This is a genomic window from Bartonella sp. MF74HXZ, from assembly GCF_042194445.1.
Taxonomy (GTDB): Bacteria; Pseudomonadota; Alphaproteobacteria; order Rhizobiales; family Rhizobiaceae; genus Bartonella; species Bartonella grahamii.
On record NZ_JBHIMW010000006.1, the window covers coordinates 117307 to 141399 of the forward strand.

General features: G+C 36.3%; 19 protein-coding genes, 3 tRNA genes and 3 pseudogenes. 11 read left to right on the forward strand and 14 right to left on the reverse strand.

Translation table 11 applies throughout. From position 1 onward, the window contains the following. Positions 1 to 713: 713 nt before the first annotated feature. The 3 genes from ACFIJ8_RS06650 to ACFIJ8_RS06660 all read right to left on the reverse strand — a co-directional run bounded on the left by ACFIJ8_RS06650 (position 714) and on the right by ACFIJ8_RS06660 (position 3963). Positions 714 to 2114 carry an amino acid permease gene (locus ACFIJ8_RS06650; RefSeq protein ID WP_273788538.1) on the reverse strand — a complete coding sequence of 467 codons (1401 nt, stop codon included), beginning with the start codon at positions 2112 to 2114 and terminating at the stop codon, positions 714 to 716. A 611-nt stretch (positions 2115 to 2725) separates the two neighbouring features. Beyond that, on the reverse strand, positions 2726 to 3358 hold the full coding sequence (locus ACFIJ8_RS06655) for a LysE family translocator (RefSeq protein WP_338071677.1): 633 nt from the start codon (positions 3356 to 3358) through the stop codon (positions 2726 to 2728). Beyond that, positions 3355 to 3963, reverse strand: a complete 609-nt coding sequence (locus ACFIJ8_RS06660) for a fumarylacetoacetate hydrolase family protein (protein ID WP_273788540.1) — start codon at positions 3961 to 3963, stop codon at positions 3355 to 3357. Before ACFIJ8_RS06660 ends, ACFIJ8_RS06655 begins: the two co-directional genes overlap by 4 nt. 453 nt (positions 3964 to 4416) lie before the next feature. Here ACFIJ8_RS06660 and ACFIJ8_RS06665 point away from each other — a divergent pair. Then, positions 4417 to 5535: pseudogene (locus tag ACFIJ8_RS06665) on the forward strand (helicase-related protein); the annotation flags it as partial. 87 nt (positions 5536 to 5622) lie between these two features. Here ACFIJ8_RS06665 and ssb read toward each other — a convergent pair. The 7 genes and pseudogenes from ssb to ACFIJ8_RS06700 form a co-directional block, all read right to left on the reverse strand. Further along, the gene (gene ssb / locus ACFIJ8_RS06670; RefSeq protein ID WP_273788541.1) at positions 5623 to 6075 is read right to left on the reverse strand and encodes a single-stranded DNA-binding protein; all 453 of its coding nucleotides are present in this window, start codon (positions 6073 to 6075) and stop codon (positions 5623 to 5625) included. Between the two features lie 162 nt (positions 6076 to 6237). Continuing rightward, positions 6238 to 6456 (reverse strand): hypothetical protein, encoded by a 219-nt coding sequence (locus ACFIJ8_RS06675; RefSeq protein WP_375639245.1) that lies wholly within the window; start codon positions 6454 to 6456, stop codon positions 6238 to 6240. Between the two features lie 491 nt (positions 6457 to 6947). Next, a pseudogene (locus tag ACFIJ8_RS06680) lies at positions 6948 to 7445 on the reverse strand (hypothetical protein). After that, positions 7432 to 7778, reverse strand: a pseudogene (locus tag ACFIJ8_RS06685) (hypothetical protein). The pseudogenes ACFIJ8_RS06680 and ACFIJ8_RS06685 overlap by 14 nt, the downstream one beginning before the upstream one ends. 170 nt (positions 7779 to 7948) lie before the next feature. Next, positions 7949 to 8218 (reverse strand): hypothetical protein, encoded by a 270-nt coding sequence (locus ACFIJ8_RS06690; protein ID WP_375629769.1) that lies wholly within the window; start codon positions 8216 to 8218, stop codon positions 7949 to 7951. 9 nt (positions 8219 to 8227) lie between these two features. Then, positions 8228 to 8386 carry a hypothetical protein gene (locus ACFIJ8_RS06695; protein WP_375629766.1) on the reverse strand — a complete coding sequence of 53 codons (159 nt, stop codon included), beginning with the start codon at positions 8384 to 8386 and terminating at the stop codon, positions 8228 to 8230. Between the two features lie 99 nt (positions 8387 to 8485). Continuing rightward, positions 8486 to 8731, reverse strand: coding sequence for a hypothetical protein (locus ACFIJ8_RS06700; protein WP_375639246.1), 246 nt, complete (start codon positions 8729 to 8731; stop codon positions 8486 to 8488). A gap of 49 nt (positions 8732 to 8780) precedes the next feature. Here ACFIJ8_RS06700 and ACFIJ8_RS06705 point away from each other — a divergent pair, with 49 nt between their 5' ends. Next, on the forward strand, positions 8781 to 8933 hold the full coding sequence (locus ACFIJ8_RS06705; RefSeq protein WP_273788544.1) for a hypothetical protein: 153 nt from the start codon (positions 8781 to 8783) through the stop codon (positions 8931 to 8933). Between the two features lie 255 nt (positions 8934 to 9188). Here ACFIJ8_RS06705 and ACFIJ8_RS06710 read toward each other — a convergent pair. Then, a tRNA-Leu gene (locus ACFIJ8_RS06710) sits at positions 9189 to 9274 on the reverse strand. 147 nt (positions 9275 to 9421) lie between these two features. Here ACFIJ8_RS06710 and ilvA point away from each other — a divergent pair. The 3 genes from ilvA to ACFIJ8_RS06725 all read left to right on the forward strand — a co-directional run bounded on the left by ilvA (position 9422) and on the right by ACFIJ8_RS06725 (position 12940). Continuing rightward, entirely contained in the window at positions 9422 to 10699 is a 1278-nt protein-coding gene (gene ilvA / locus ACFIJ8_RS06715; RefSeq protein WP_026500531.1) for a threonine ammonia-lyase IlvA, read from the forward strand. A 35-nt stretch (positions 10700 to 10734) separates the two neighbouring features. Continuing rightward, entirely contained in the window at positions 10735 to 11265 is a 531-nt protein-coding gene (locus ACFIJ8_RS06720) for a hypothetical protein (protein WP_375636234.1), read from the forward strand. Positions 11266 to 11557: 292 nt separating this feature from the next. Further along, positions 11558 to 12940 (forward strand): DEAD/DEAH box helicase, encoded by a 1383-nt coding sequence (locus ACFIJ8_RS06725; protein ID WP_273788545.1) that lies wholly within the window; start codon positions 11558 to 11560, stop codon positions 12938 to 12940. 1390 nt (positions 12941 to 14330) lie between these two features. Here ACFIJ8_RS06725 and ACFIJ8_RS06730 read toward each other — a convergent pair. Next, positions 14331 to 14405 (reverse strand) — tRNA-Asn (locus tag ACFIJ8_RS06730). A gap of 184 nt (positions 14406 to 14589) precedes the next feature. Here ACFIJ8_RS06730 and ACFIJ8_RS06735 point away from each other — a divergent pair. The 6 genes from ACFIJ8_RS06735 (at position 14590) to ACFIJ8_RS06760 (ending at position 22516) form a co-directional block, all read left to right on the forward strand. After that, positions 14590 to 14663: transfer RNA gene (locus ACFIJ8_RS06735), tRNA-Cys, on the forward strand. Between the two features lie 209 nt (positions 14664 to 14872). Next, entirely contained in the window at positions 14873 to 15547 is a 675-nt protein-coding gene (locus ACFIJ8_RS06740) for a protein-L-isoaspartate O-methyltransferase (RefSeq protein WP_375639247.1), read from the forward strand. A 33-nt stretch (positions 15548 to 15580) separates the two neighbouring features. Beyond that, positions 15581 to 16906, forward strand: a complete 1326-nt coding sequence (locus tag ACFIJ8_RS06745) for a TolC family outer membrane protein (protein WP_375639251.1) — start codon at positions 15581 to 15583, stop codon at positions 16904 to 16906. A gap of 248 nt (positions 16907 to 17154) precedes the next feature. Then, positions 17155 to 17721, forward strand: a complete 567-nt coding sequence (locus ACFIJ8_RS06750) for a DUF2497 domain-containing protein (RefSeq protein ID WP_375619594.1) — start codon at positions 17155 to 17157, stop codon at positions 17719 to 17721. A gap of 137 nt (positions 17722 to 17858) precedes the next feature. After that, on the forward strand, positions 17859 to 20582 hold the full coding sequence (locus ACFIJ8_RS06755) for a valine--tRNA ligase (RefSeq protein ID WP_375639248.1): 2724 nt from the start codon (positions 17859 to 17861) through the stop codon (positions 20580 to 20582). 1142 nt (positions 20583 to 21724) lie between these two features. Beyond that, a complete protein-coding gene (locus ACFIJ8_RS06760; protein ID WP_375629756.1) occupies positions 21725 to 22516 on the forward strand; it encodes a tetratricopeptide repeat protein in 792 nt (263 codons plus the stop codon). A gap of 102 nt (positions 22517 to 22618) precedes the next feature. Here the strand turns inward: ACFIJ8_RS06760 and ACFIJ8_RS06765 are convergent, their stop codons facing one another. Together ACFIJ8_RS06765 and ACFIJ8_RS06770 are read right to left on the reverse strand one after the other, a co-directional pair. Then, positions 22619 to 23365, reverse strand: a complete 747-nt coding sequence (locus tag ACFIJ8_RS06765) for an amino acid ABC transporter ATP-binding protein (RefSeq protein WP_015856594.1) — start codon at positions 23363 to 23365, stop codon at positions 22619 to 22621. Between the two features lie 11 nt (positions 23366 to 23376). After that, a complete protein-coding gene (locus ACFIJ8_RS06770) occupies positions 23377 to 24093 on the reverse strand; it encodes an amino acid ABC transporter permease (RefSeq protein ID WP_273788550.1) in 717 nt (238 codons plus the stop codon).

Sequence of the window (24093 nt, forward strand, 5' to 3'; positions counted from 1 at the left end):
TTTAAATAAAAATTATCCTAAAAAAGGTAATCTCTTCTATCGGAACACGCTATGGTTAAGGAGTAAAGGAATTTTTTTCTATGACTATATGTGAACAAAGAAAAAACATTATAAATTAATGGAATAACTATTTTATACATAAGAAATAAAATATAAATTATATTATATTTTTTATGTTTTATACATATATTATAAACATAATATATTATATTATATACAATAAATAGAAAAATATTTTCATAGAATCTTTTTTTATTGTAGATAGCTATTAAGATATATTCTGTTTAGAGCTGTATTTTTAATTTTGCTAAAAAATTGAATATAAATTTTTGGGGGGCGATTTTAGATAAAATTTCATGTTTAATTAGTAAACAATATCAGTGAAGTTTATAGAGAATTCTTCACAGAATAGCGCATTTCTTATCCTATAATGCAGTAAAATACTGTTGTTTAGAGTAGTGATATAAAGCATATAAAATTTTACACATTAAGTATTTTTAGAATGTGTGGTGAGTATTTAGGGTAGGGCTAGCCCATAGAGCTTTATGTAGGTGAATCATATAAGTGGTCAGTAGGCATCTCTCTTAACAAAGTCGGATTGTTTACAAACCCAAACTTGCGAGGAATCCTCGCCTTTTGAGGTATGAAGGAGGAGGTTAAGTAGAAAAAGGGTAACCTTTAGTTACCCCTTTTTGAGATGTTTTGTATAGATTTTATTTGTTCTTTGGAGCGATTTTTTTTCTTATAAATATAAAATACATTATACCTAGGAAAATAAACCAAAAGATACTGTATTTTAAAGCTGTTAGGGTATCATGTTCTAATGTCAATAAATAGAGCATGAAAGCAAAAAAGACTAACACGATCCCGCACATAATGACACCTCCCGGCATTTTGTAGACGGATTCAGCATGTAGATGAGGGTGATTGCGACGATACACAATATAGCTAATCAAAATGACGGACCATACGAATAAAAATGCAATCGCTGAAATGCTCGTCACAATTGTAAAAGCACTTATGATGCTTGGGGATGATGATGCAATTGTGTATCCTACTAAAATACATAGGCAGGAAAAGAACAGAGCATTGGCTGGAACATGGTATTTGGAAAGCTTCCCTAAAATTGGAGGAGCACCTTTTTGTGTTGCAAGCCCATATATCATGCGGCTAGTCGAAAAAATACCACTATTTGCTGAAGAGGCAGCCGAGGTGAGAACAACAAAATTGACCAAACCAGCAGCTATTGGAATGCCTGCAAGCCAAAACATGGCGACAAAGGGACTTTTTTCTGGAACAATTTGATTCCAAGGTGTAACGGACATAATCACAGCAAGAGAAAGGATGTAAAAGAGCACAATACGTACCGGTATTGCATTAATTGCTTTAGGGAGAACTTTTTTAGGTTCTTTAACTTCAGCTGCCGTTGTTCCCGCAATTTCTATACCAACAAAAGAAAAAATGGCGATTTGAAATCCAGCAAAAAAACCTGTAATTCCTCGCGGGAAGATATTTCCATCGTTCCATACATGGTTAAGAGAGGCAACAGTACCATTTGGAGAGGTAAAGCCTGTAGCGATCATATAAAATCCAACAATAACTAATGCCAAAATTGCTACGACTTTGATAAGACCAAACCAGAATTCAAGTTCACCGAAAAATTTTACGGCAAGGAGGTTAAGGATTAAAAAGAAACCAATGCAAGCAAAAACAACAATCCATGGATTAAGTGTTGGCCACCAGAAATGCATATAGTTAATGATAGCAATAATATCTGCAGCCCCAGTCACAACCCAGCTTAACCAATAGTTCCAGCCCACAAAGAAAGCGATTCCCGGTCCTAGCATATCGGTTGAAAAATCAATAAGGGATCGGTATTGTGGATTAGACAGCAATAATTCTCCCATAGCACGCATTACAAAGTATAGGGCACATCCAATAATAGCATAAACGAGTATGATGGAAGGGCCTGCTACACTAATTGTTTTTCCTGATCCCATGAAGAGACCTGTTCCAATAGCTCCACCGAGGGCGATAAGTTGTACGTGACGGTTATCTAGGCCACGTTGTAGTTTCATCTGAGGACCATCTTTTAAATTTTGTTTACAGTTCATTTTTTGGGGGTTCCCTTTAATTATTTTGAGATTAAATTACACTGAAAATGCATCATTCTGTATCGAAGCATGATATAAATGAGGTGTAAAGAAAAAAAACGTTTTTTATGATTTTGTGTGGATAAAGACAAGAATATGGTTTTGAAAAAAGAGGATGTTTTCCTCTTAAATAACGTAGCAGATATTTGAATAGGGAGTTTTTAATTGTTATTATTCATAATGGTGAGAGTTTTAATTTTGGCTCAAATAGCGCTCAAGAGTTCTCATCTTAGTTTAAGAAACAGTTCTTAATGATAGAAAATTAAAATTATTTTTAAAATCACTTTTTTGTTTCATGAAAAGAGGAATATCATAGCTTATTTCTTCTAAAGTGATGAATAAGGATTTTGTTTAGATATTGATAACATTTTATAAAAGGTTGCGAGAAATTCACATCGTTTACACAAAAATCCTTGAGACTATGATAAAGAAATGCAGCGCAATTCAGTTATACAAAGAAAAAAACTGGGGATTGTATAAGCTCTGTTAGAGGTTGAGCTATTCATCGTGAGAGACAGAATCAGAAAAAGATTGCTCTATGTAGCTTTGCAATTTGTTATCAAAAGATAAAACTATCCAAAGACAATGAAAAAAGAAAACAGAGATAAAACTGTTCCTGTTGCTATATTAATCGCACCTTTTATACGCTGCTTTTTTAGAGCGGAGCTGGCAAATGATATAAAAATGGTCATTAAAGTAAACCATGCAAAGATATTGAAAGAATGTATTGTGACAAGTTCAAAGCCTTTTTTAATTCCACCGCCAGAAGACAAAAATTTCGGGAAGGCCGCTATGTAAAATATTGATACTTTGGGATTTAGTATTTGTGTCAAAAAACCGTCCATATAGCTGGTGAAAAGTTTTGTTTTACCAATAGCACTCTTTTCATTCGTTGAACTTCTTTCTTTTGAATTTAAGCTGTGTATCCCAGATTTAATCGATTTAAAGCCCATGTATAATAAAGTGCTGCCACCCATGAGTTTTACTAAAAGAAACAGCGTTTTGTTGTTGAGAATGAGCGCTGATACACCTAGTATGGAAAATGCCCTATGCACATATGTTGCTGTACACAATCCTAAAACGTTTACAAATGCGTTCTTTTTTCCTAATCTTGTTGCATTATCGATGATAAGGGCCATATTCGGCCCCGGTGAGATGACTAAAAAAAATGAAACAATGAAAAAGGTCAGTATTTGATGATTCATTTTACCTTTAGCTCTGAAATTAATTGATCTTTGAGATATAATTCTATTCTGTCAAACTGAGAAAGTTTTCCTACACCCTGTGGAGTACCTGTGTATATGAGATCACCACGTCTTAGCTGAATGTAGTGACTCAAAAATGATATTATCTTCTCAAAGCTAAAGATCATATTTTTCGTATCGCCAACTTGTCTTGTTTCGCCATTCAGCTTCATTGCAAAGGTTATTGGGTTGTTTATTTTTTCCTTGTTTATGAAGTCAGAGACGTATGCGGCGCCTTTAAATCCTTTAGATAAAAGCCAAGGAAGCTTTTTTTCTTTCAGTTTTGTTTGCAAATCACGCGCTGTGAGATCAAGACCTATTGCTATGGCATCATAGCATTCTTCTGCTTCTGCCTCCGTGACCATGAAAGCATCCTTTGAGATTTTGAGCACAATTTCAGTTTCAAAATGTATTTCTTTGGAAAAGTCAGGGAGATAAATTTCATTGTCTAAAACGAGTGAACTGTTTGGCTTGCTAAAGATAACGGGTTCATCTTCAATAACATTGCCTAGTTCATGAACATGTTCAACATAATTGCGTCCAACACAGTAAATGTCATTTATCATAGGAGCCCTCCAAATTTTTTATTTTTTCTTTGTATAGGCAAGAGAGAACTTTGCAAACAACATTTTTTCTTATCTCGTGCTGTGCGTTTTCTGAACAAAAGGCATTGTGTGGGTTGATAATTAACCATGATGACAGCCTTTGGCATTATCTCTCTTTTGAAGAGTGCCCAATCTTACAGTCTTTGAGAGACAAGAAACACTGCTTTCATTTTGGTTGCTAATCGCGTGAAATTCCTTCAATACTTTAAAGGTGTTTTTGGTCATCTACGCAGCGATCAGTAGGGTCTGAAAACCCTAAAGTTCGATCATAAAATGAGCCCACTCTGTGGGTGTATCGGAATTCTGGGAGATTTTGCTATGTCCAAGTGCGATGAGCACTAAAAGCAAAAAGCTGATTCAAACTCAGTACTTTCAGGCTTCCGGAATATGAATGCGAGGGCGCTTACACCTGCACAAGTCCCCTTGCTTTCCTTTGCGGTATGTTCTGATACATGAATTGGCAAGCATCGTAAAACACAAGATGATGCTGTCGAACTCGATGTTTCAGATCTCTCTCTACCAGCTACCAACTGATGCTCAAAAACTTTGAGAAAAAGCAAATAAAGCCTTAGCACATGCAATGACCGTGGTGTTTGCTACTTACCAATCAATCCAAGTGATTGCGGATGCGCAAAAGGAATGTGATTTATCCGAATTTGATTTGATCATTTGTGATGAAGCACACCGTACGACTGGGGTTGTGTTGGGAACAGATAAACGTGAATCTGAATTTATCAAGGTTCACGATAACAGCATCATTCGGGGTAAAAAACGTCTGTACATGACAGAAACTCCTAAAGTCTTTACGGATAATGCCAAAAAGAAAGCCAATGAGATCAATGCCGTTGTGGCATCCATGGACGAAGAAGAGCTCTATGGAAAAGAGCTTTATTACCTATACATTCTCCAAAGCTGTTAAGAATGAACTTTTAGCTCCTTATAAGATTATTATTTGGGGTGTTGATGAAGAGGAAGTCAGTCAATCCATTCAACATCTGATAACAGATGAGAATTATGAACTTATTCTTGATGATAAAATCAAGATCATAGGCTGTCATCACGCCCTTGCTAAAATAGATCTGAAGGTTGACTTGAGTGATGACCAAAATCTCATGCGTCGGGCTTTGGCTTTTTGTAAAGATATCAATACGTCTAAACGTATCCGCGGTACATTCAATTCTAAAGAAATACAGAAATAATTGTATGATCTTCATAAGGTCCATAAAGAGACTTCGCCTCTTGACTGTAAATTTTCTCATATTGATGGAACACAAAGTGCCAAAGAACGCAATAAAGCCTTTGATTGGCTTAAGGAAGATGCGCAGGAGAATGTCTGCCGTGTGCTCACCAATATAAGATGTCTGTCTGAGGGGGATGTCCCTGCTTTTGATGCGGTTATGTTTTTACATCTCCGTAAAAGTCATGTGGATGTGATACAGGCCGGTGGGGCGTATCATGCGTCGTGCAAGGGGGAAAAAGAGAGGCTATATCATTTTACCCGTTTGGGTATCTGCCGGTGTTTTTGCTCGGGAGATGTGTCCGTTTGATTCTCTGATACATCCTTTAATCCGAGGACGTCCATGTTTTGTACGTTTTTTTCTTTTTGTCATATTTTATCAATCAGAATGGGATAGCATCATTAAGAGATGTGCTATGATCAGCAGCACCTGAAACGCTAGCGTAATTTTGGGTAGTAATGGGTGAAGGGGTAGGGGATGCCGATAGATCTTTCTTTGCATCAAGCAAATACAACTCGCCTTTAAATTGTGGTAAGATAATCTCTGTTGAGTGATGGTCATGCCTATTTTTTTTTTGCCATTTGCGTGTCTGTAATTTGCCTTCTACGTAAATCTTTGAACCTTTGTTTAGATATTGAAGTGCAATTTTTGCCAAATGTGGATTAAAAATCACAACTGAATACCATTCTGTTTTCTCTACTTTTTGATTGGTCCTTTTATCTATATAGCTCTCAGAAGTCGCTATACTAAAATTGACTATTTCTGTAGCAAAATTCATTGTTTTGCTTTTGGGATTAGCACCTAAATAGCCAATTAACATCACTTTATTTAGCATGTTGACACTTACTTTTTTAATAATTTTTTCAATTATTTCAAAATGATATTATTATTTTTCAACATATAAAATTATGTTTTTTATCTTTTGATAAACATAAAGCCACATCATGCAAATGACATGGCTTTCTTTTTACTGTTTAAAAGCATAGTGTCACAAATGCTAGCATTGACCACAAACCTGAGCATCATCAGAAATATAGGAATCATCATAAATCCATGCATTACCACCAACCCAGCAATTCCCTTCGTGATTTAAGTTGCCCTCATGCTCTATAAACCCACCCAAGTCATCCGCCTTTACATTACCAAAGTCTCTTAATGCACGTATGCGATAAATGGTTTGAACTCGATCACTTAAAAGATCTTTCACAGTTTTCATTTCATTTGTTAATTCATATTTTTTTGCAAGATCTTGCTTTTGAAAGGGGGGAATCATTTGCAACAGTAGCAATAATGGAGGTCATTTGATTTTTAACTATAGCGTTCATGCTAGTAATTCTTAACGTAATGGAGTTTTCAATTGACACCCTATAAAGGCACTGGGCGTTGAAAACACGGCATTAAGTTTGTCGCTATACTTTCCCCTAAAAAGGGTCTTGTATGACATAACCACACCCGACAAAATCATTATATGTTCTCACAAGCACAAAAGATAGTCAGTATTTTAAAGACATGGGAGAGGCTGTTTCGTAACCTATCCGCTTAACTCTAAGTATTTCTACACACTTGATACTTTCTTAACAGCATGACTTTGCAATTTTTTTCTTTTTTATACTTACCTAATTGAATATAAATTGCTTTTTCTAGCTTGCTGTCTATAAGTTCATAAGAATGAATGCTTTGTAAAAAATTATAAAATCGGAAATTTTACTATGGCTTTTTAACTGAGTACTGTAGTGCGTAAATGGACATGTTTATTAAATTGCGTGTGCTTAACATAAGAAACAATACACAGACTAAAAAGAGTACTAAAGAGCAATATCTAAGTATCAGTATCCAATGGAAAAGAAAACTTGTGCTCCACGTACTTAGAAATGATAGGCAAAGAGACCGTTTCTTTATAACTACTTGGGAAACTTAAAACGACAAGCGCTAAATTTATTAGCTTTAAGAGGCTGTGCATATACTGTTGTAAATCACGTGTTAATGTCTTCCAACCCATTGTATTGCCGTGTTTGTATTTTGGGTTGCTCTGCAATTCAGAAGGAATATTAGAATTGTATAAAATTGCAAAAATAGTTGTGATTATTACCAAAGAAACAGACGCGAATGTCAAAATACTCTGAATAAAGTCAATTTTTATTCCTAAAAAACGTAAAAATATAAAAGTATACCAAACAAGGCTCTTAGCTTCTTATCTGTAAACATATTGATTTCCTGCGGTTTTCGATAATTTTTTGATCTCTTTATTGATCTCGTCTATAAGAGGTTCATAATTGAGAACGTTTTTTAAGAATAGCACCACCTAAACTCATGCTTTTAATTGTGCTTTGGTACTAAAATCCGCATTCTTAGGTGTTTTGTAATACTGATCAGCATCAAATTTTTCACACTCTCTTGTACCGTTTTCATATTCGTAGAGCTTGTAAAAATACTCCTCTGCCCCATCCCCCATGGTGCATATCCCACTGCTGTTGCAACAAACCTCTTTCGTATGGGCTGTTTACGGTTTTTTAAGAATAGATGTTTTAAAATGAACATGCTTTAATCCTAATTTTACAAATTTGTCTATTTGCCTCAAATTTGACCGTACAGAGCGTTTTATATTATAAATTTTTTATCATAAAATCTTAAATCGCTGTGTACGGTGCCTTTATGTCGATTTAAATGTACATCTAATCACAAAACGATCAGCACTTTTCACTAGTTTGCTAACTTGCAATGTTTTTCACTGTTCCTCCAAGACCATTTAAAATCCCTTCAAGCTTTTGCTTTTCAACCAACGTGAGTGGTCTTGAATTCTGTCTCATTGCCTTTTCTTTCAGCCTTTTTTCACGGGTGTTCAAAACAGCCTTGCGTACAAGATTGGCTTTCGCCAAAAGACTGTTTTCCAAGTGATCTTGTAGCGCATGTCCTTTTGCACACACCGCGTTAATCATTTCTTCTTTTGAGGCATTGCCTTTGTCTGTTGTTACCTTCATTTTTGTAAGCTATTGCTGAAAACGCAAATAGCGCATACCATCGCCTTTAAAACGATAGGATCCAAAATTGACAGTGCCACTTGTTATATTGCTGTTTACACGAGAAATTGTCCATTCTGTCTTGGTATCTAGATCAAGGCAGAGAATGGTTTGTGCTTTGATGATCATGTTCCCCCATTAAGGCTGTTGCGTATTTATATGTGCGCTATGACAGAGCGTGTTGTGGTTGCCTGTTATGAAAAAATGTTTGTGAGAAAATACTTAAAACTACTTTTTGGCCAAATTTTTTACTGCCATTAGAGGAAAAATAATCTTAGAAGCAGTTAATCTTCGAACTGATTCTTCTTGTTTTTGAATTACATCTTTTTGTGTATGTATTATTTTATTTTTTTCATCTATCTCTTTTCTGAGCCTTTGCGTCGTTTTACAAGAGTTATGAAGAGTATAAGCCAACTCCAAATTAGCAATAAAATAGATAACAACTGCTATTACTAAACTCAGATCTATCTCCATTCTATACCTCACTTACTTTTCTTCGTATTATCTTACTCCTGTTAAGAGCGTGAATGATGCTGCTGGTGTTGGAGAAATCTTAGGATTATTGATGAGGCATTTGTTAGATGCAAATGACCTTGAAGAAGAGTTTAAGCATTACAAACCAGTTACAACAGAAGCTAAGCGAATTTTATCGAGCCCTGTTGTGAAAGCTGCTTAACGTTAAAAACATGACTCATTTCCTCATCCTTAAGGATGAGAAAATCAAGATTGACTGCCTCTCCACCCTAAAAGACGAGGAGGAGTTCAAAGTGCTAAAAAGGTACTTCAAAAAGCAGCAATGATTCGTATTTTACCACCATCGTGGTGCCGTCTGATAGCGTTATAATGGAGTTGCGAAAGGTGGTTGAGAAGGTGTTTTGATTTTTGTTGATTTTTAATAAATCATTGGGAAATAAGGGGAATTAAGATATTCTGGTGCGGACGGCGGGACTTGAACCCGCAAGGTCTTTGACCGGCAGATTTTAAGTCTGCTATGTTTACCGTTTTCATCACGTCCGCGATGAGAGTTCTCTCATAAGCTATATCTTTTATTGAATCAAGAATTAATGACAAAAGAAACATTTTTCATTTTTTTAGTAAAATTTTGACTGACAATAGTTTTCTTTATCGCTAGAAAAAGCTTTTATAATGTAAATAAAGCATGAAATGATTAGTGTTATGAGTCAATTTATTCAAGACGTCACAAAAGCTATGGTGGGATTGCATCACGTGTTTGCTGAAACACCACTTCAAAGAAATGATTTTCTTAGTCAAAAGTATGATGCAGAAATTTATTTAAAGCGTGAAGATTTAACACCGGTGCGGTCTTATAAGATTCGTGGTGCTTTCAATTTTGTTTCAGAAATGCTGAGCAGTCTATCACCAGATTCTGCATTTGTTTGTGCTTCAGCAGGGAATCACGCGCAAGGGGTTTCTTTTGTTTGTCGTTATTTTAAACGTAAAGGCGTGATTTTTATGCCTATGACAACGCCACAACAAAAAATTGAGAAAACACGTATTTTTGGTAAAGAATTCATTGATATTCGTTTGATTGGTGAAACATTTGATCAATGTTATGAAGCTGCGCAATCCTTTGTCGTGGAGAGCGGTGGTGTAATGGCTCCACCTTTTGATGATATTCGCATTATTACGGGGCAGGCAACAGTGCTCTGTGAAGCTGCTTTACAATGGAAAAAACTCAATGGAGAAAGTGAGCCAGATTTGATGATTGTGCCGGTAGGGGGGGGTGGTTTGGCAAGTGGAGTGAGCAAGTTTTTACATGAATATGGTTGGAAAACAAAGCTTCGTTTTGTTGAGCCGCAAAGAGCTGCAAGTTTGCTTGCTTGTTTGGAGAGTGGAAAACGCGTCAAGCTTGAAAATATTGACACTTTTGTAGATGGTGCTGCTGTGGCTGAAATTGGTGCGCTAAACTATACAATTCTAAAGAAATTTTCCCCTGATTCTGTCATTACGGTTCCTGAAAATCGTGTTTGTTCTACGATGGTTGAAATGCTTAATGTTGAAGGTGTGGTCCTTGAACCGGCTGGTGCTTTATCGATTGACGCGCTTAACAGTATTCCTCCTCAAGAGTTAAAGGGGAAAAAAATTCTTCTCGTTATTTCAGGAGGTAATTTTGATTTTGAGCGTTTGCCAGAAATTAAAGAGCGTTCTTTACGTTTCCAAGGGTTGAGAAAATATTTTATTTTTAGTTTTCCGCAACATCCTGGTGCATTGCGTCATTTTCTTTCCACATTATCACCAGATGATGATATCGTACGTTTTGAATATCTTAAAAAATCAGCGAGAAACTTTGGTTCTGTATTGGTTGCGATTGAAACAAAAAAATACGGTAATTTTTGTCTTTTAGAGGAAAAATTTCAAGCGTTAGGTTGGCGTTATCGTGATATTACTGATGATCAAACATTATTTGATTTCGTTATTTGAGAAACTGAAATTTTACTAAAACAAGAAGTACAATGATGAAACCTATTTTTTATTTGGTGCTGAGTCTATTTTTCTTTTTGATTGTTAATCAACAGAGTTTAGCATCTCAGCCCACAATAATACAAAAAGCTGAACTTTCAAGAGTTGTTGTTGATGTCAATAATGCTATAAAAAATAGGGATTTTACACCTATTTCTCGTTATATGCCTGAGCGACTTTATAAAGAGATGGCACATCGATTGAATACAACAGAGAGTGCTTTACGTAGTGATTTTCTTCAACAGTTGCATAGGAAATTTGAGGATTTGCCTTCTGGTGCTTATTATTTAGATAAAGAAAATATAGAGTATTTACAAACTGATAACGGTACTTTGTATGCTTTAATTCCAACAGTTCTTGAGATGAAGGATCGCATCATTCGATATAAAACTTTGGCGATTTTTGATAAAACCCAATGGTATTTAATTTATGGCGGTCAAAAAACTTTACAAAATCCAGTTTTTCTCGAGATTTATCCTGATTTTATCAAGGTACATTTACCGATGGACACAATCATCAAAAAGTAAACGATCTAAATATTGTTTTTTTATTCATGATAAATGTATTTCGTAAAGTTCTTGCTTTTTTATCATAATCCAAGGATAATGGGGATGAAGGCATTTAGGCTGGTTTGTTGGCTTTTTGTAAAGTGAAGTTTATACGCCTTTATCTTGATTTCAAGGTGCTCATGAGCTGCGCAAGCTGCTTTTTAAGCGTTGCTTCATTTAAAATGTCAGGGATTTCTCTTGCGCGGATTCTTGAGTGGAGAGTTCAGTTGGTTACTTGTTTTGAGTTCTTCAGCTGAGGAAAGATTGTATTTTGCCTATAAAAGAAGAAAATGTTTTTACAAAGTTAGGTTTGCCTACTCTTTTGATTAAAAATTTACTCATTGCTGGGATGAGTAAACCTAAACCTATACAAGAACAAGCTATTCCAGTAATGTTGAAAGGACACGATATTTTAGGTGTTGCTCAGACAGGTTCTGGAAAAACCTTGGCATTTGGTTTACCTATTTTAAGTCAGATTTTGGCTTTGGGTGATAAACGCTGTCCTAAAACTGCACGCGCTTTGATTTTAGCTCCAACGCGTGAACTTGCTGTCCAGATTGATGAAACGATTCGCACTGTGGCGAAGGGAGCTCATCTTTCAACATGTCTTGTTTTTGGGGGCGTGTCACGTTTAAAACAAATTAAACGTATGGAAGCAGGTGTGGATGTTTTGATAGCGACTCCAGGGCGTTTGAGAGATCTTGTTCGTGAAAAGTGTGTTGATCTTTCCCAATCTCGTTTTTTGATTTTGGATGAAGCAGACCGTATGTTGGATATGGGGTTTATTCATGATGTCAAGCAAATTGCAAAGCTTTTGCATCAAGAGCGTCAGACTGCACTCTTTTCTGCAACAATGCCGAGGGAAATTGCTGTGCTTGCAAAATGTTTACTCAATGATCCTGTTAAAATTGAAGTTGTTCCTCAAGGTACTACGGCTGTAGAGATTTGCCAAAAATTATATTGTGTTCCTACGAATGAAAAAAAGAATGTTTTAAGTAAACTTTTGACAAATCCAGCTTTTAATTCCGTTATTGTTTTTACCCGAACTAAACATGGGGCTGATTCTGTTACACGTAGTTTGGCAAAGATAGGATATTCAGTCGCAACGATTCATGGGAATAAATCACAAGGTGCTCGCCAGTCTGCTTTAAAAGCTTTTCGTGAAAGATCTGTGCAGATCCTTGTGGCAACAGATATTGCTGCACGCGGTATTGATATACCAGGGATAAGCCACGTTATTAATTATGACTTACCAGATGAAGCTGAAAGTTATGTACATCGTATTGGTCGTACAGGACGTAATGGTGCATCTGGTGAAGCACTTACACTTTTTGATGAGAAGATAGAAAGGGAACGGTTGCGTGCTATAGAGCGCTTGATTCGTATGAAATTGGCGGTTGAGTCAGTTCCAGAACAATTTGCAGCGTTTCCAGAAAAGCCAATTTTGCCAGAAAGTAGAGAAAAAGAAAACGATAAGGAACGCCGTTTTAAGAAATCTAAACGTCAAAAACAGTTTTTAGGTCGAAAAGATGATGCCGCACAGTTGCAGCGGAAGAATTCTTCATCTCCAAATGAGAGGCATAAAAAAGCAAAAGCGGTGGCAAAGCGTGCAAAGCCTTTTCGTTTTCGAAAATCAGTTAAGAAGGCAGCCTAGATAAAGTCTTGAAAAAAGATTATGTACTGGAGATTTTTTACTTTTGTTGATTTATTCTCAATTGAAAAGAGGTAAAAAATACTCTTGCCAAAATAAGAAGGTCTTTTAGAGGTTTTCATTTCTAAGAAATGAAAACCTCTAAGTGTTTGGATTATTTAAAAATCTTTTAAAAAGAAATTATTATTGTAGAGGCGATTATTTATTTTCTTTATTTCCATTTTTTAAAATGGGAATGAAAATAGATTTTATTTATATAAAATTATTTTTTAAAAGATGTATTTTATCTTTAATGATAACTTTTAATTTTAAAAATTGATTTCTAATAATAAGCCATTGTTTTATATATAAATAATTCATTATATCGTAAAAATTTTTCATTTTTAAGCTATTTATGTGGATCAATCAAAAGTATTCATTTGTACATTATATGTGAAATTATCGTATAGATAAACATTTGAGAAATAAATAAAATGATTCTTATAAACTCTTTCAAAGGCAAGGGGTATTCCTAAGATTGAGAGTTGGAAAATAGTATGATGGTATGGCTTTTATTATAAATAAAGATGGGATGATTAATCGATTTCATTTTATATCATTTACGGGAGTCATTGTGAAATGGGCTTGGGGGGAATTTAAGAGATATCTCTTTAGAAAAGCGTGTGACTGCATAATACAATAGCAAGAATTCATGATTTCTGAAGGCTTTCTCAGGATTCTTAACAATTTAGCTTGTTACCTTGGTTTTTATTTTAAAACACTATTATTTGAGAAGATATAAAGCCTATAAGACTTTATGTATTAAATGTTTTATGACAGTGGGATGAAATATCCAGGGCAAGGTTGTTTGTAAAGCGTTGAAGTGGTTAGCAGGAGGAACAACCTGTTAGATAAGACGCCGGAATGTTTACAGACTTGTTTGATGTTTTTTGCTTTTAAGATGGGGAGGCGGTTATGTGGGATGTATGGAGATAATATATGCCCTGATTGTTGTTTCTTCCATTTTTCAAAATGATTGCTTCATGAGCAGGTTTTTAAGTTTAATTGCTTTATGGAGTACAAATCATTTTTTCCTTGGACAAAAAATTATATGAGATCTTTTTCATTGCTGATGGAGCTTAATAATTCCTTCTCGTGAAAGAAGCCCTGTTTTATAATGTGCAAATAATTGCAGCGCTCTCTGATAGAGGCGCGGTAGTTTGAAAAAAGTAATCTTAATTTGTGCTATTTTAAAATGAATCAATGGTTTTTTGCGTTCATTGAAAAAAACACATCCCGTAGGATATTGCGTTTCTACTTTATTGTAAAAACCTTATTCCATAGCTTTTATTAACAAATCTCTCACTTTAAAAATATATGGAAAATCAATAAGTTATTTGTGATAGAAAAAATGTGGCTCCCCGGGCCGGATTCGAACCAGCGACCAACCGGTTAACAGCCGGTTGCTCTACCGCTGAGCTACCGGGGAATGGTGCCCAATCATTTAGTTGAAAAGGCTATAGCAAAGCAATACTGATTTGCAAAGGATAAAATTACTTTTTTTAAAAAAATATGATAAATTGTGTAATAAGAGGAAAAAAGGCGAGAGAAGATTTCTACACCTTGACGGATGCGTTGCCTTCCCTTATTGAAACCTTTATGTTTGTTGACGAGGCCTCGTGGCGGAATGGTTACGCAGAGGACTGCAAATCCTTGTATCCCGGTTCGATTCCGGGCGAGGCCTCCAGCCGATTTTAAAAGAAACGGCTTTTAGGGGAGATGAGGTATAGGAAAATAGATTATTTCCCTCTATAGTTGTGAAGACACTTTTTTATGAGAGATCTACAGTTAAAATCTAATTGTTGACTGGAGCATCCTTTTTCGTAACGCTCATAGTTTAAGAGATCATTGTCGCTGTTTTGTTTATTTTTTGTAGGTTAGGAGAAAAGATTCGTTATGGTTGCAGATTTTGCTGAGCTTCGTCGCAAAATGGTTGACAATCAAATTCGTACAGTTGATGTAACGGATTTATCAGTTCTTGAAGCGTTTTTAACGGTATCTCGTGAGGATTTTGTATCGGAAGATATGAAAGTATTGAGTTATCTTGATACCGACATTGTTCTATGTCCAGTACAAGATGGGGTTCCTGCACGCTATTTGATGAAACCTGCATCTCTAGCGAAATTACTACAGCTTGCCGCTGTAAAATCATCAGATGTTGTTTTAGATATTGGTGCAAATAGTGGTTATTGTGCAGCGTTGCTTGCAAAACTTGCAGGGTCTGTGATTGCGTTGGAAAGTAATAAATCTCTTTTTGAACGTGCTCTTGAAGCTTTAGAACGTAATCAATGTGATAATGTGGTTGTCGTTCAGGGGCCATTAGAGAAAGGGTATGCCGTTGAGGGACCTTATGATGTGATTTTCATTGAGGGATCTGTTGATTTTATTCCACAAGGTATCTTTGATCAAATGAAAGACTGTGGACGTCTTGTTGTGGTTGAAGGGTACGGAAATGCTGCTGTTGCACAAATCTATATAAAAGAAGATGGAATCATTTCGACGCGTCGTGCTTTTAACCTCGCTGTAAAGCCTCTTCCTTGTTTTTTAAAAACACCTGGTTTTGTGTTTTAGTGCTTGTTTGTTTTGTGAATAAAAGATAATTTTATAATTTATTTGGGGTTTGTTATTGTGTGTATTGTGTTTAGAGTAAACAAGAAGTTTCAGGTGTGTTTATTACTGGTGTTGAGTATTTTACTATCAGATACTGTTTGTGCTGAAACATTGATGGATGCCTTTTCTAAGGCTTATAAGTATAATGCTAAGTTGAATAGTGAACGTGCAGCTGTGCGTATATCCAGTGATGATGTTGTCATTGCGCGATCAGGGTTATTGCCTCAAGTTGAGGGGGTTGGGAGCTATGGTCGGAATAAGCCTTTTACAGGTCCTTATGTCACTTCTGGATCTATAGGCGTGAGATTAAATCAAAGATTATTTGATGGTTTTATCACGCAAAATATCTTTTCTTCAGCTCAAGTTAAGTTGCAGGCTCAGCGTGAATATCTTCGTAATGTTGAACAAAATACGTTTCTGGAGACAGTGACCGCTTATGCTAATGTCTATCACGCACGTCGTGTTGCCGATCTTCGGAGAGAAAATTTGGCAGCTCTTGAAGAACAAGTTCGTTCCAATAAAGCAAAATTTGATGTGGGTGAAGGAGGGCATGTTGATCTTGCTCAAGCTCAAGCTGCACGTTCCGTGGCTGTTTCAGAGCTGAGTCTTGCTCGTGCTGATGTAAAAGCAGCAGAGGCAGTGTATCGACAAGTTATTGGTTCTGATCCTGAAAAGTTAAAACGCCCACCCGTAGCCAAAGATTTTCCCGTCAACCTTGATATGGCTTACCAAATGAGCGTTGTGATGCATCCAGCAATCCTTTATGCTAAATATTTAGTCGATGCGAGTGTTTACAATGTAAAGGCGAAAGAAGGAGCATTGCTCCCTAAAGTTGATTTTTCTGCAACAGCATCTTATAATCGAATCTACAGCGGTGCTGGAGAGGATGGAGTTTCTAAATCAATAGGATTGTCAGTAAGTGTCCCAATCTTTGAAGGAGGGCGTACCTCTGCGCAAATTCGTCAATCAAGGGAACAGCTTGGACAGGCGCAGCTTCAACTCGATTTGGCGCATAGTAATACTAGGCAAGTACTTACTTCTGCTTGGTTTCAGTTAGAGGGCGCGCGCTCATCTGTTATTGCTTACCGTGAAAGTGTTCGTGCTGCTGAAATTGCTCTGAAAGGCCGTGTTCAAGAAAATCGCGTAGGGCAAGCAACGACGCTGGATGTTTTAAATTCTCGTACTCAATTGATTAATGCTCAGATTGCGCTTGCAATGGCGGAGCGTAATGCTGTTGTGGCAAGCTATAGTGTTCAATCTTCTATTGGTAGATTGACTGCAAATTATTTAGGTTTAAAAACAATTAAATATATCCGATAATGCATAAAAGTATCTCTTTAATCTTAAATTATTTTAGTTTTTAAAAGATTAGTAAATCAATAGTTGAATATGTTTAAAAATAGAACGGTGAGATGTTATTTTTATAAGTGTAGAAAACTGTGTGTAGCGCCCTCTTTATGACAAGCATATTTGAAAATATCGCGGGAGGCATGTTGATCTTATGATTCTTTTGCATACACTGAAAGTATGATTCTATTTGTTGTTGCGTCTTTGAGAGGTTGTAAAGTATGGTACAGAGTTCAAGCGTGTTACGTGAGCCAAGTATGGATGAAATTTTAACATCTATTCGTGAAATAATCGAAGAAAATGCGGTTCAATCTGATCACTTTTTAAATGAAGATGTTGCAGTGAATGCTTCGGAAGGTCGTTCAGAAGCTGCATCAGAGGGTATTTATGATACAACCTTATCGGTTGATGATGCTATGAAAGCTTTAGCTGATCGTATTGGTCTTTCTTCTGAAAATCAAGGGGGGAAGATAACGCAAGAGAAAGAGGATATAGAGGCAGAAAATAATACAGTTGGTATGGATATGCAAAAGATGAAGCTTTCTTCTGAAGAACGGAATTCTGTTTATAAAGCAAAAGAATATGAAGATGAGATAAGGAAATCACAGTCAGAAGCTAGAGGGGATGGTCATGTGGAATTGTCAGCATATTGTATTTCTTCTGCAGAAAAGATTGCAAAGGATGTGTTGCGTCCGGCTATAGCAGAATGGTTACAGTCTAAATTGCCTATTTTGCTGGAAGATATTTTGCGTGAAGAGATTGTGAAAGCGATTAAAAAATCATCTTAATTATTCTTATGTTTTTCATTTTATGAGAATTTTGTTTGCGATTTTGCGAGCTCTCTAGTGAATGGCTGAAAATCACGGGTTTTTGATCGGGATTTGATCATGTATTGTGTTTTTCAGCGGCGTTATGGATGGATAGAATGTTAGAAAAAAACTATGATGCTGCCTCTATAGAGCAACGGGTTGCAAAGAGATGGGAGACTCGTGGGGCTTTTAAAGTGGGAGCTGGTTCTAAAAGCGATGCAGAGCCTTTTTGCGTTATGCTTCCACCTCCTAATGTTACGGGCTCACTTCATATGGGGCACGCGCTCAATACGACAATTCAAGATATAATAGTCAGATTTCAGCGGATGCGTGGCAGAAATGTCTTGTGGCAGCCTGGTATGGATCATGCTGGGATTGCTACACAAATGGTTGTAGAGCGTCAACTTGCAGAACGCCAAGAGCCAACGCGTCAAGAAATGGGGAGAGAAAAGTTTATTGAGCGTATTTGGGAGTGGCGTTATGAAACTGGAGGCGTTATTGCAAACCAGTTGCGTCGCCTTGGGGTTTCATGTGATTGGTCGCGTGAGCGGTTTACAATGGATGAGGGGTTGTCGCAGGCAGTTCGTGAAGTCTTTGTCACGCTTTATAAGCAAGGGTTGATATATAGGGATAAGCGCCTCGTCAATTGGGATCCTAAATTGTTGACAGCTATTTCAGATCTTGAAGTTGAGCAAAAAGAAGTTCAAGGACATTTGTGGCACTTTAGATATCCACTTGAGGGTAAAATTTTTGATCCAAATGATGCGACAACTTTTATAACAGTGGCGACAACACGACCAGAAACAATGCTTGGTGATACAGGAATTGCCGTTAATCCTGAAGATGAGCGTTATAAAAATCTTATCGGTAAAAGTGCTCTTTTGCCACTTGTTGGTCGTAGGTTATTAATTGTTGGTGATACGCATGCTGATCCTGAAGCTGGAAGTGGTGCTGTAAAAATCACACCAGCTCATGACTTTAATGATTTTGAAGTAGGACAGCGTAATCATTTACGCTTGATCAATATTTTTACCCAAAAAGCAGAGATTTTTCTTCGTGAAAATGAAGCATTTTTTGATGGTTTGATTTTATCAGATGAATTAAAAATGTTAGTAGAAAATCTCGATAAATCTGATCGTTTTGTTGCACGCCAGAAGATTGTTTCTTTGATGGAAGAACAGGGATATTTAGCCTCTGTGGACGATCATACCCATATGGTTCCTCATGGAGATCGCAGTGGTGTTCCTATTGAGCCGTTTTTGACAGATCAATGGTATGTTCATGCTGCTGAATTAGCAAAGCCAGCGATAGAGGCTGTTCAACAAGGCAAAACGCGGTTCGTTCCTGATAGCTGGAAAAAGACTTACTTCAATTGGATGGAAAATATTCAACCTTGGTGCATTTCTCGCCAATTGTGGTGGGGACATCAGATTCCTGCTTGGTATGGTCCTGATGGGACGGTTTTTGTTGAAAAAAGTGAAAAAGAGGCTTTAGATTCAGCTTATGCTCATTATGGTGAGGTTGTTGAATTAATTCGTGATCCGGATGTTTTAGATACTTGGTTTTCATCAGCTCTTTGGCCTTTTTCAACATTAGGATGGCCAAATAAAACGACTGAATTATCTACTTTTTACCCAACATCTTTGTCTGTGACAGGATTTGATATTATTTTTTTCTGGGTTGCTCGTATGATGATGATGGGACTTCACTTTATGGGTGACGTTCCTTTTCCAACGGTCTATGTGCACGCTCTTGTTCGGGATCAAAAGGGTGCGAAGATGTCAAAATCAAAGGGAAATATTATTGATCCCTTAGAGCTTATTGATCAATATAGTGCTGATGCGCTTCGGTTTACTTTAGCTATTATGGCAGCACAAGGTCGTGATGTAAAACTTGATGCTTCCCGTATTGCTGGTTATCGTAATTTTGCTACGAAATTGTGGAATGCTACTCGATTTGCACAGATGAATGGTGTGAAGCATGATCCAACTTTTAAGCCAGAACAAGCAAAACTGGCGCTTAATCGTTGGATTTTAACAGAGTTATCTAAAACGATTTCAGCAGTGACGACTGGTATTGAACACTATAAATTTAATGAGTCAGCTGCCACACTTTATCGTTTCATTTGGAATACATTATGTGATTGGTATTTGGAGCTTCTCAAACCTATTTTTCAGGGGGAAAATGAAGATGCTAAAAATGAGGCTCAAGCTTGTACTGCTTGGGTTTTAGATGAAGTTTATAAACTTCTTCATCCTTTTATGCCCCATATGACGGAAGAGTTGTGGTCTCTTACAGAAACGCAAGCCATCAAGCGTGAGGATATGCTCGCATTGACAAAATGGCCAGAGGAAACATTGATAGATGAAGAAGCTGCTGATGATATTAATTGGCTTATTGATGTCGTTACAGGGATTCGGTCTGTACGTTTTGAAATGAATATTCCAGTGGCTACACAAGCACCTCTTGTTGTTGTTGAAGGAGGGGAAGTAACGCGAGAGCGTGTGAAGCGTTATGATGCACTTCTTAAAAAATTAGCGCGTATTGAAGTTATTGATTTCTCTGATAAAGTTCCGGAAGTATCGGCACAAATGATTTTGGGAGAGGCTATTTTTTGTTTACCATTAGGACAGTTGATTGATTTGGAGGCTGAACGTGTTCGTTTGAGGAAGGATGTCAGTAAAATTGAACAAGATATTGAAAAAATATCGCTTAAGTTAAACAATCCCAAATTTATAGCAAATGCAAAAGCAGAAATTGTTGAGCGTGAACGGAACAGGGTTGTAGAACTGCGTGCAGCGCAGAAGAAAATATTTGTTGCTTTAGAGCGGTTGGATTGATTTCAACTTTTTATTTTTTGATGGATGATTTCATACCATTAGGGCTGGTGTAGATCTTCTTTAAAGGAACTTTTTCTTTTGTTAGTTTTTCATGAACGATCATAAAATCTCTACTGAAATCCATTGTTTTATGTTTATCATTAAAGGAACATCTTTTAAGGTACCCGAGCCTATTTCACGACGGAAATCATGAATGGTATAATGGTAAATCCATTGAGCTCCCCTTCTTTACGCTTGTGAAGTAACAAGCGCTGGCACCATCCCGCCCAATCCGGACAAGGATTTGGCACTTAAGACCATTCATGAGAGGCATTTTTAGTTCTTTCTTACACAGAATTTTTATCCACATAGCTCTCTCTGCTTGTAATGTGCAAGCGGATGGTTTTGATTGATTCAACATGGAACAGGTTTTGAATGAGAGAATCTTACGATATTCTAGCGACTCATTCAACATGCAAAAAAAGGTAAATTATTATTATAAATCAATATGTTGTTTTATTACTGTAAAACATCATCATTTAGAGTAGCAATATAAGGCATGTAAAATTACACATGTGGTATTTTTGTTTTATGTAGTGGTGAGTATTCTGAGGTAGGGCTTGTGTGTAAAGTATGAATTAACCCCATGTGAAATGATGTCAGGTGGAATCTGTTAAACAAAAAGCTGTATTGTTTATAGATTGACGGTGGCAAAAAAATTCATCTTTAAGGTGGTAAGGCAGTTGTGAAGTTATAAGTTAACGATCACCATTATATTTATTTATCTTTCGTATTGTTTTTTATGCTTAAACGCTTACCATTCATCATGTATTCTCTTCGTTCTCAAGTTGCTGTTTAATGCACGTTATTTTATTGAGCGATTTTTATTCATACGTATAAAATTTTAAAATCAATAAATCCTAGAATGTTAAAGGAGGTGTTACAAAATATAGGATGATGATTTATATTTAAAAATCAATTTGTTATATATAAAAATGGATACTTAATTTTATCGAACATTTTGGATGGTTTTTATTTATTGATCTTTTCTTTTAAAATTTTTATTTTGAAATCGCGTGTGCTTTTTACTAAGAAAAAGGGTTTAAATATCTACAAAGAAATTTGTAACAGATATAATCATTAAAATTGAGATAGGGGGGGAAATGGTTAATAGGTTTCAGATATGGAAAAAAGCCACTATTGTTGTGATTTTAGGGGGATTTTTTTCGACTGTTTATGCAATAGATGTCAATAGCTTGCAAGAAGCGAATGATGGTGCGTTTTATTTTTTTAAACGTGGTATGTCTGCTTATAAAGATGGGCATATAAATCAGGCTATTGCAGCATTACGTCGTGCGGCTAAGAGAGGCCATATTGGTGCGAATTGGAAACTTGGCTCTATCTATGCAAACGGTGATGGTGTCCCTAAAAATGATTATAAGGCATATCATTTTTTTGCATATATTGTTGAAAAAGGTGCTGATCTTGGTTCAGAGGATGAAAGTTATGTTTCTGATGCATTGGTTAAACTTGCGGGATATATAAAAAAAGGTATTCCTCAATCACCTGTGAAACCTGATCCTTCTTATGCTGCTCATCTTTATATGCAGGCTGCGGTGAACTATGGAAATCCTAAAGCTCAGTATCATTTAGGAAAAATATTTTTAAAGGGAGAGGGAAGGGAGAAGAATCTTATACAAGCAGCACGATGGTTTCAACTTTCAGCAAAAAAAGGAAATCCTTCCGCCCAAGCAATGCTTGGAAATATGCTGCTTCAAGAAGGAAAAATTGTCCGTGGGGCAGCATTGTTAACTGCTGCCTATGAAAAAGCTAATGTAAAAGACAGAAATTGGATTCGCCCTTTGCAAGAACAGGCTTTTGCTCTTTGTAATGAATTTGAGAGACGTACAGCAATTTCACTGGTTGCTGATATTTTAAAAAATAACAGTTTTTAAACATCTGATTGTAATATTTTTACATTCTCTCATCCGTTATTAAACTCTACTGTCTTGTGTCTAAGTTTACAGTAGAGATAGCTTTTTGTGATAATATAACGGCTAATGACTTAAGATTTTAGACAAAAATTCTTGCGTTCTTGGTGTTCTCGCTTGTGGATCAGAAAAGAACTCTTTAGATGAACAGTCTTCAAGAATTGTTCCTTGATCTATGAAAATAACACGCTCCGATACTTTTTGTGCAAATCCCATTTCATGGGTTACACAAATCATCGTCATACCTTCTTCTGCTAAGCTAATCATGACATCGAGCACTTCACCTACCATTTCAGGATCTAGAGCAGATGTTGGTTCATCAAAAAGCATGACAAGTGGATCCATAGTTAAGGCACGTGCAATAGCAACACGTTGTTGTTGCCCTCCAGAAAGTTGACCAGGATATTTATCTTTGTGTTCAATCAGCCCAACGCGTTCAAGATACAACAATCCACGTTCAAGTGCTTCTTTTTTGCTTCGTTTTAGGACTTTGATTTGCGCAATTGTCAAATTTTCTGTGACAGATAAATGGGGGAAAAGCTCGAAGTGTTGAAATACCATTCCCACCTGACTTCGCAATTTAGGCAGATTCGTTTTTTTTGAATGAACTGGTACTCCGTTAATCCAAATTTCACCTTTTTGAAAAGGAACGAGAGCGTTAATAGTTTTAATGAGTGTTGACTTTCCTGATCCTGATGGACCACAAACGACAACGACCTCTCCTTTATTAATGTTGGTTGTACAGTTTTTAAGGACTTTAATTTCGCCATACCAATTAGAAACATTTTTTATTTCGATCATATGAGTAGACATTTTTTTTCCTATTAGCGAATAATGGATACTTTTTTTTGTAAATACAAAACTATTTGTGACAGTGTAAAACAGATAACAAAATAGAAAACAGCTGCTAAGATATAAGCTTCTTGCTTTACACCAAAATTATTAGCAGCAATATCAAAACCATTTAAAAGACTGTTGCCACTGATTGCATAAACAAGGGTTGTATCCTGAAAAAGGATAATAACTTGTGTTAAAAAAACTGGTAGCATGTCCCTAAAGGCTTGAGGAAGAATGACAATGTACATACTTTGCCAATATGTCATTCCGAGAGCTTGTCCCGCATATTTTTGTCCTTGCGAAACTGAGTTTATGCCAGCACGCATAATTTCTGCAAAATAAGCCGTTTCAAATGCGGTAAAGGTAATGAGTGCTGATTTATTTGCACCGATGGATGTACCGGTTAAAAAAGGCAAAAGCACGAAAAACCATAAGATAACCATCACAAGTGGTATTGAACGCATAGCTGTTATGTAAACGATTGCAAACCAAGAAAGAAGTTTTATGGAAGAAAGGCGCATCATTGCTAAAAGGGTGCCGAAAACAAACCCCAATACCGTTGCAAAAAGAGTTAGAAAAACGCTAAAGAGCAAACCTGATAAAATGTAAGAACGAAATACATCAAAGGTAAAAAAGGAAAAATCAAAGTCGGAAAAATTGAAAGGAAAATAAAGTCCAAACTGAGAGCTTATGAAATTCATCAT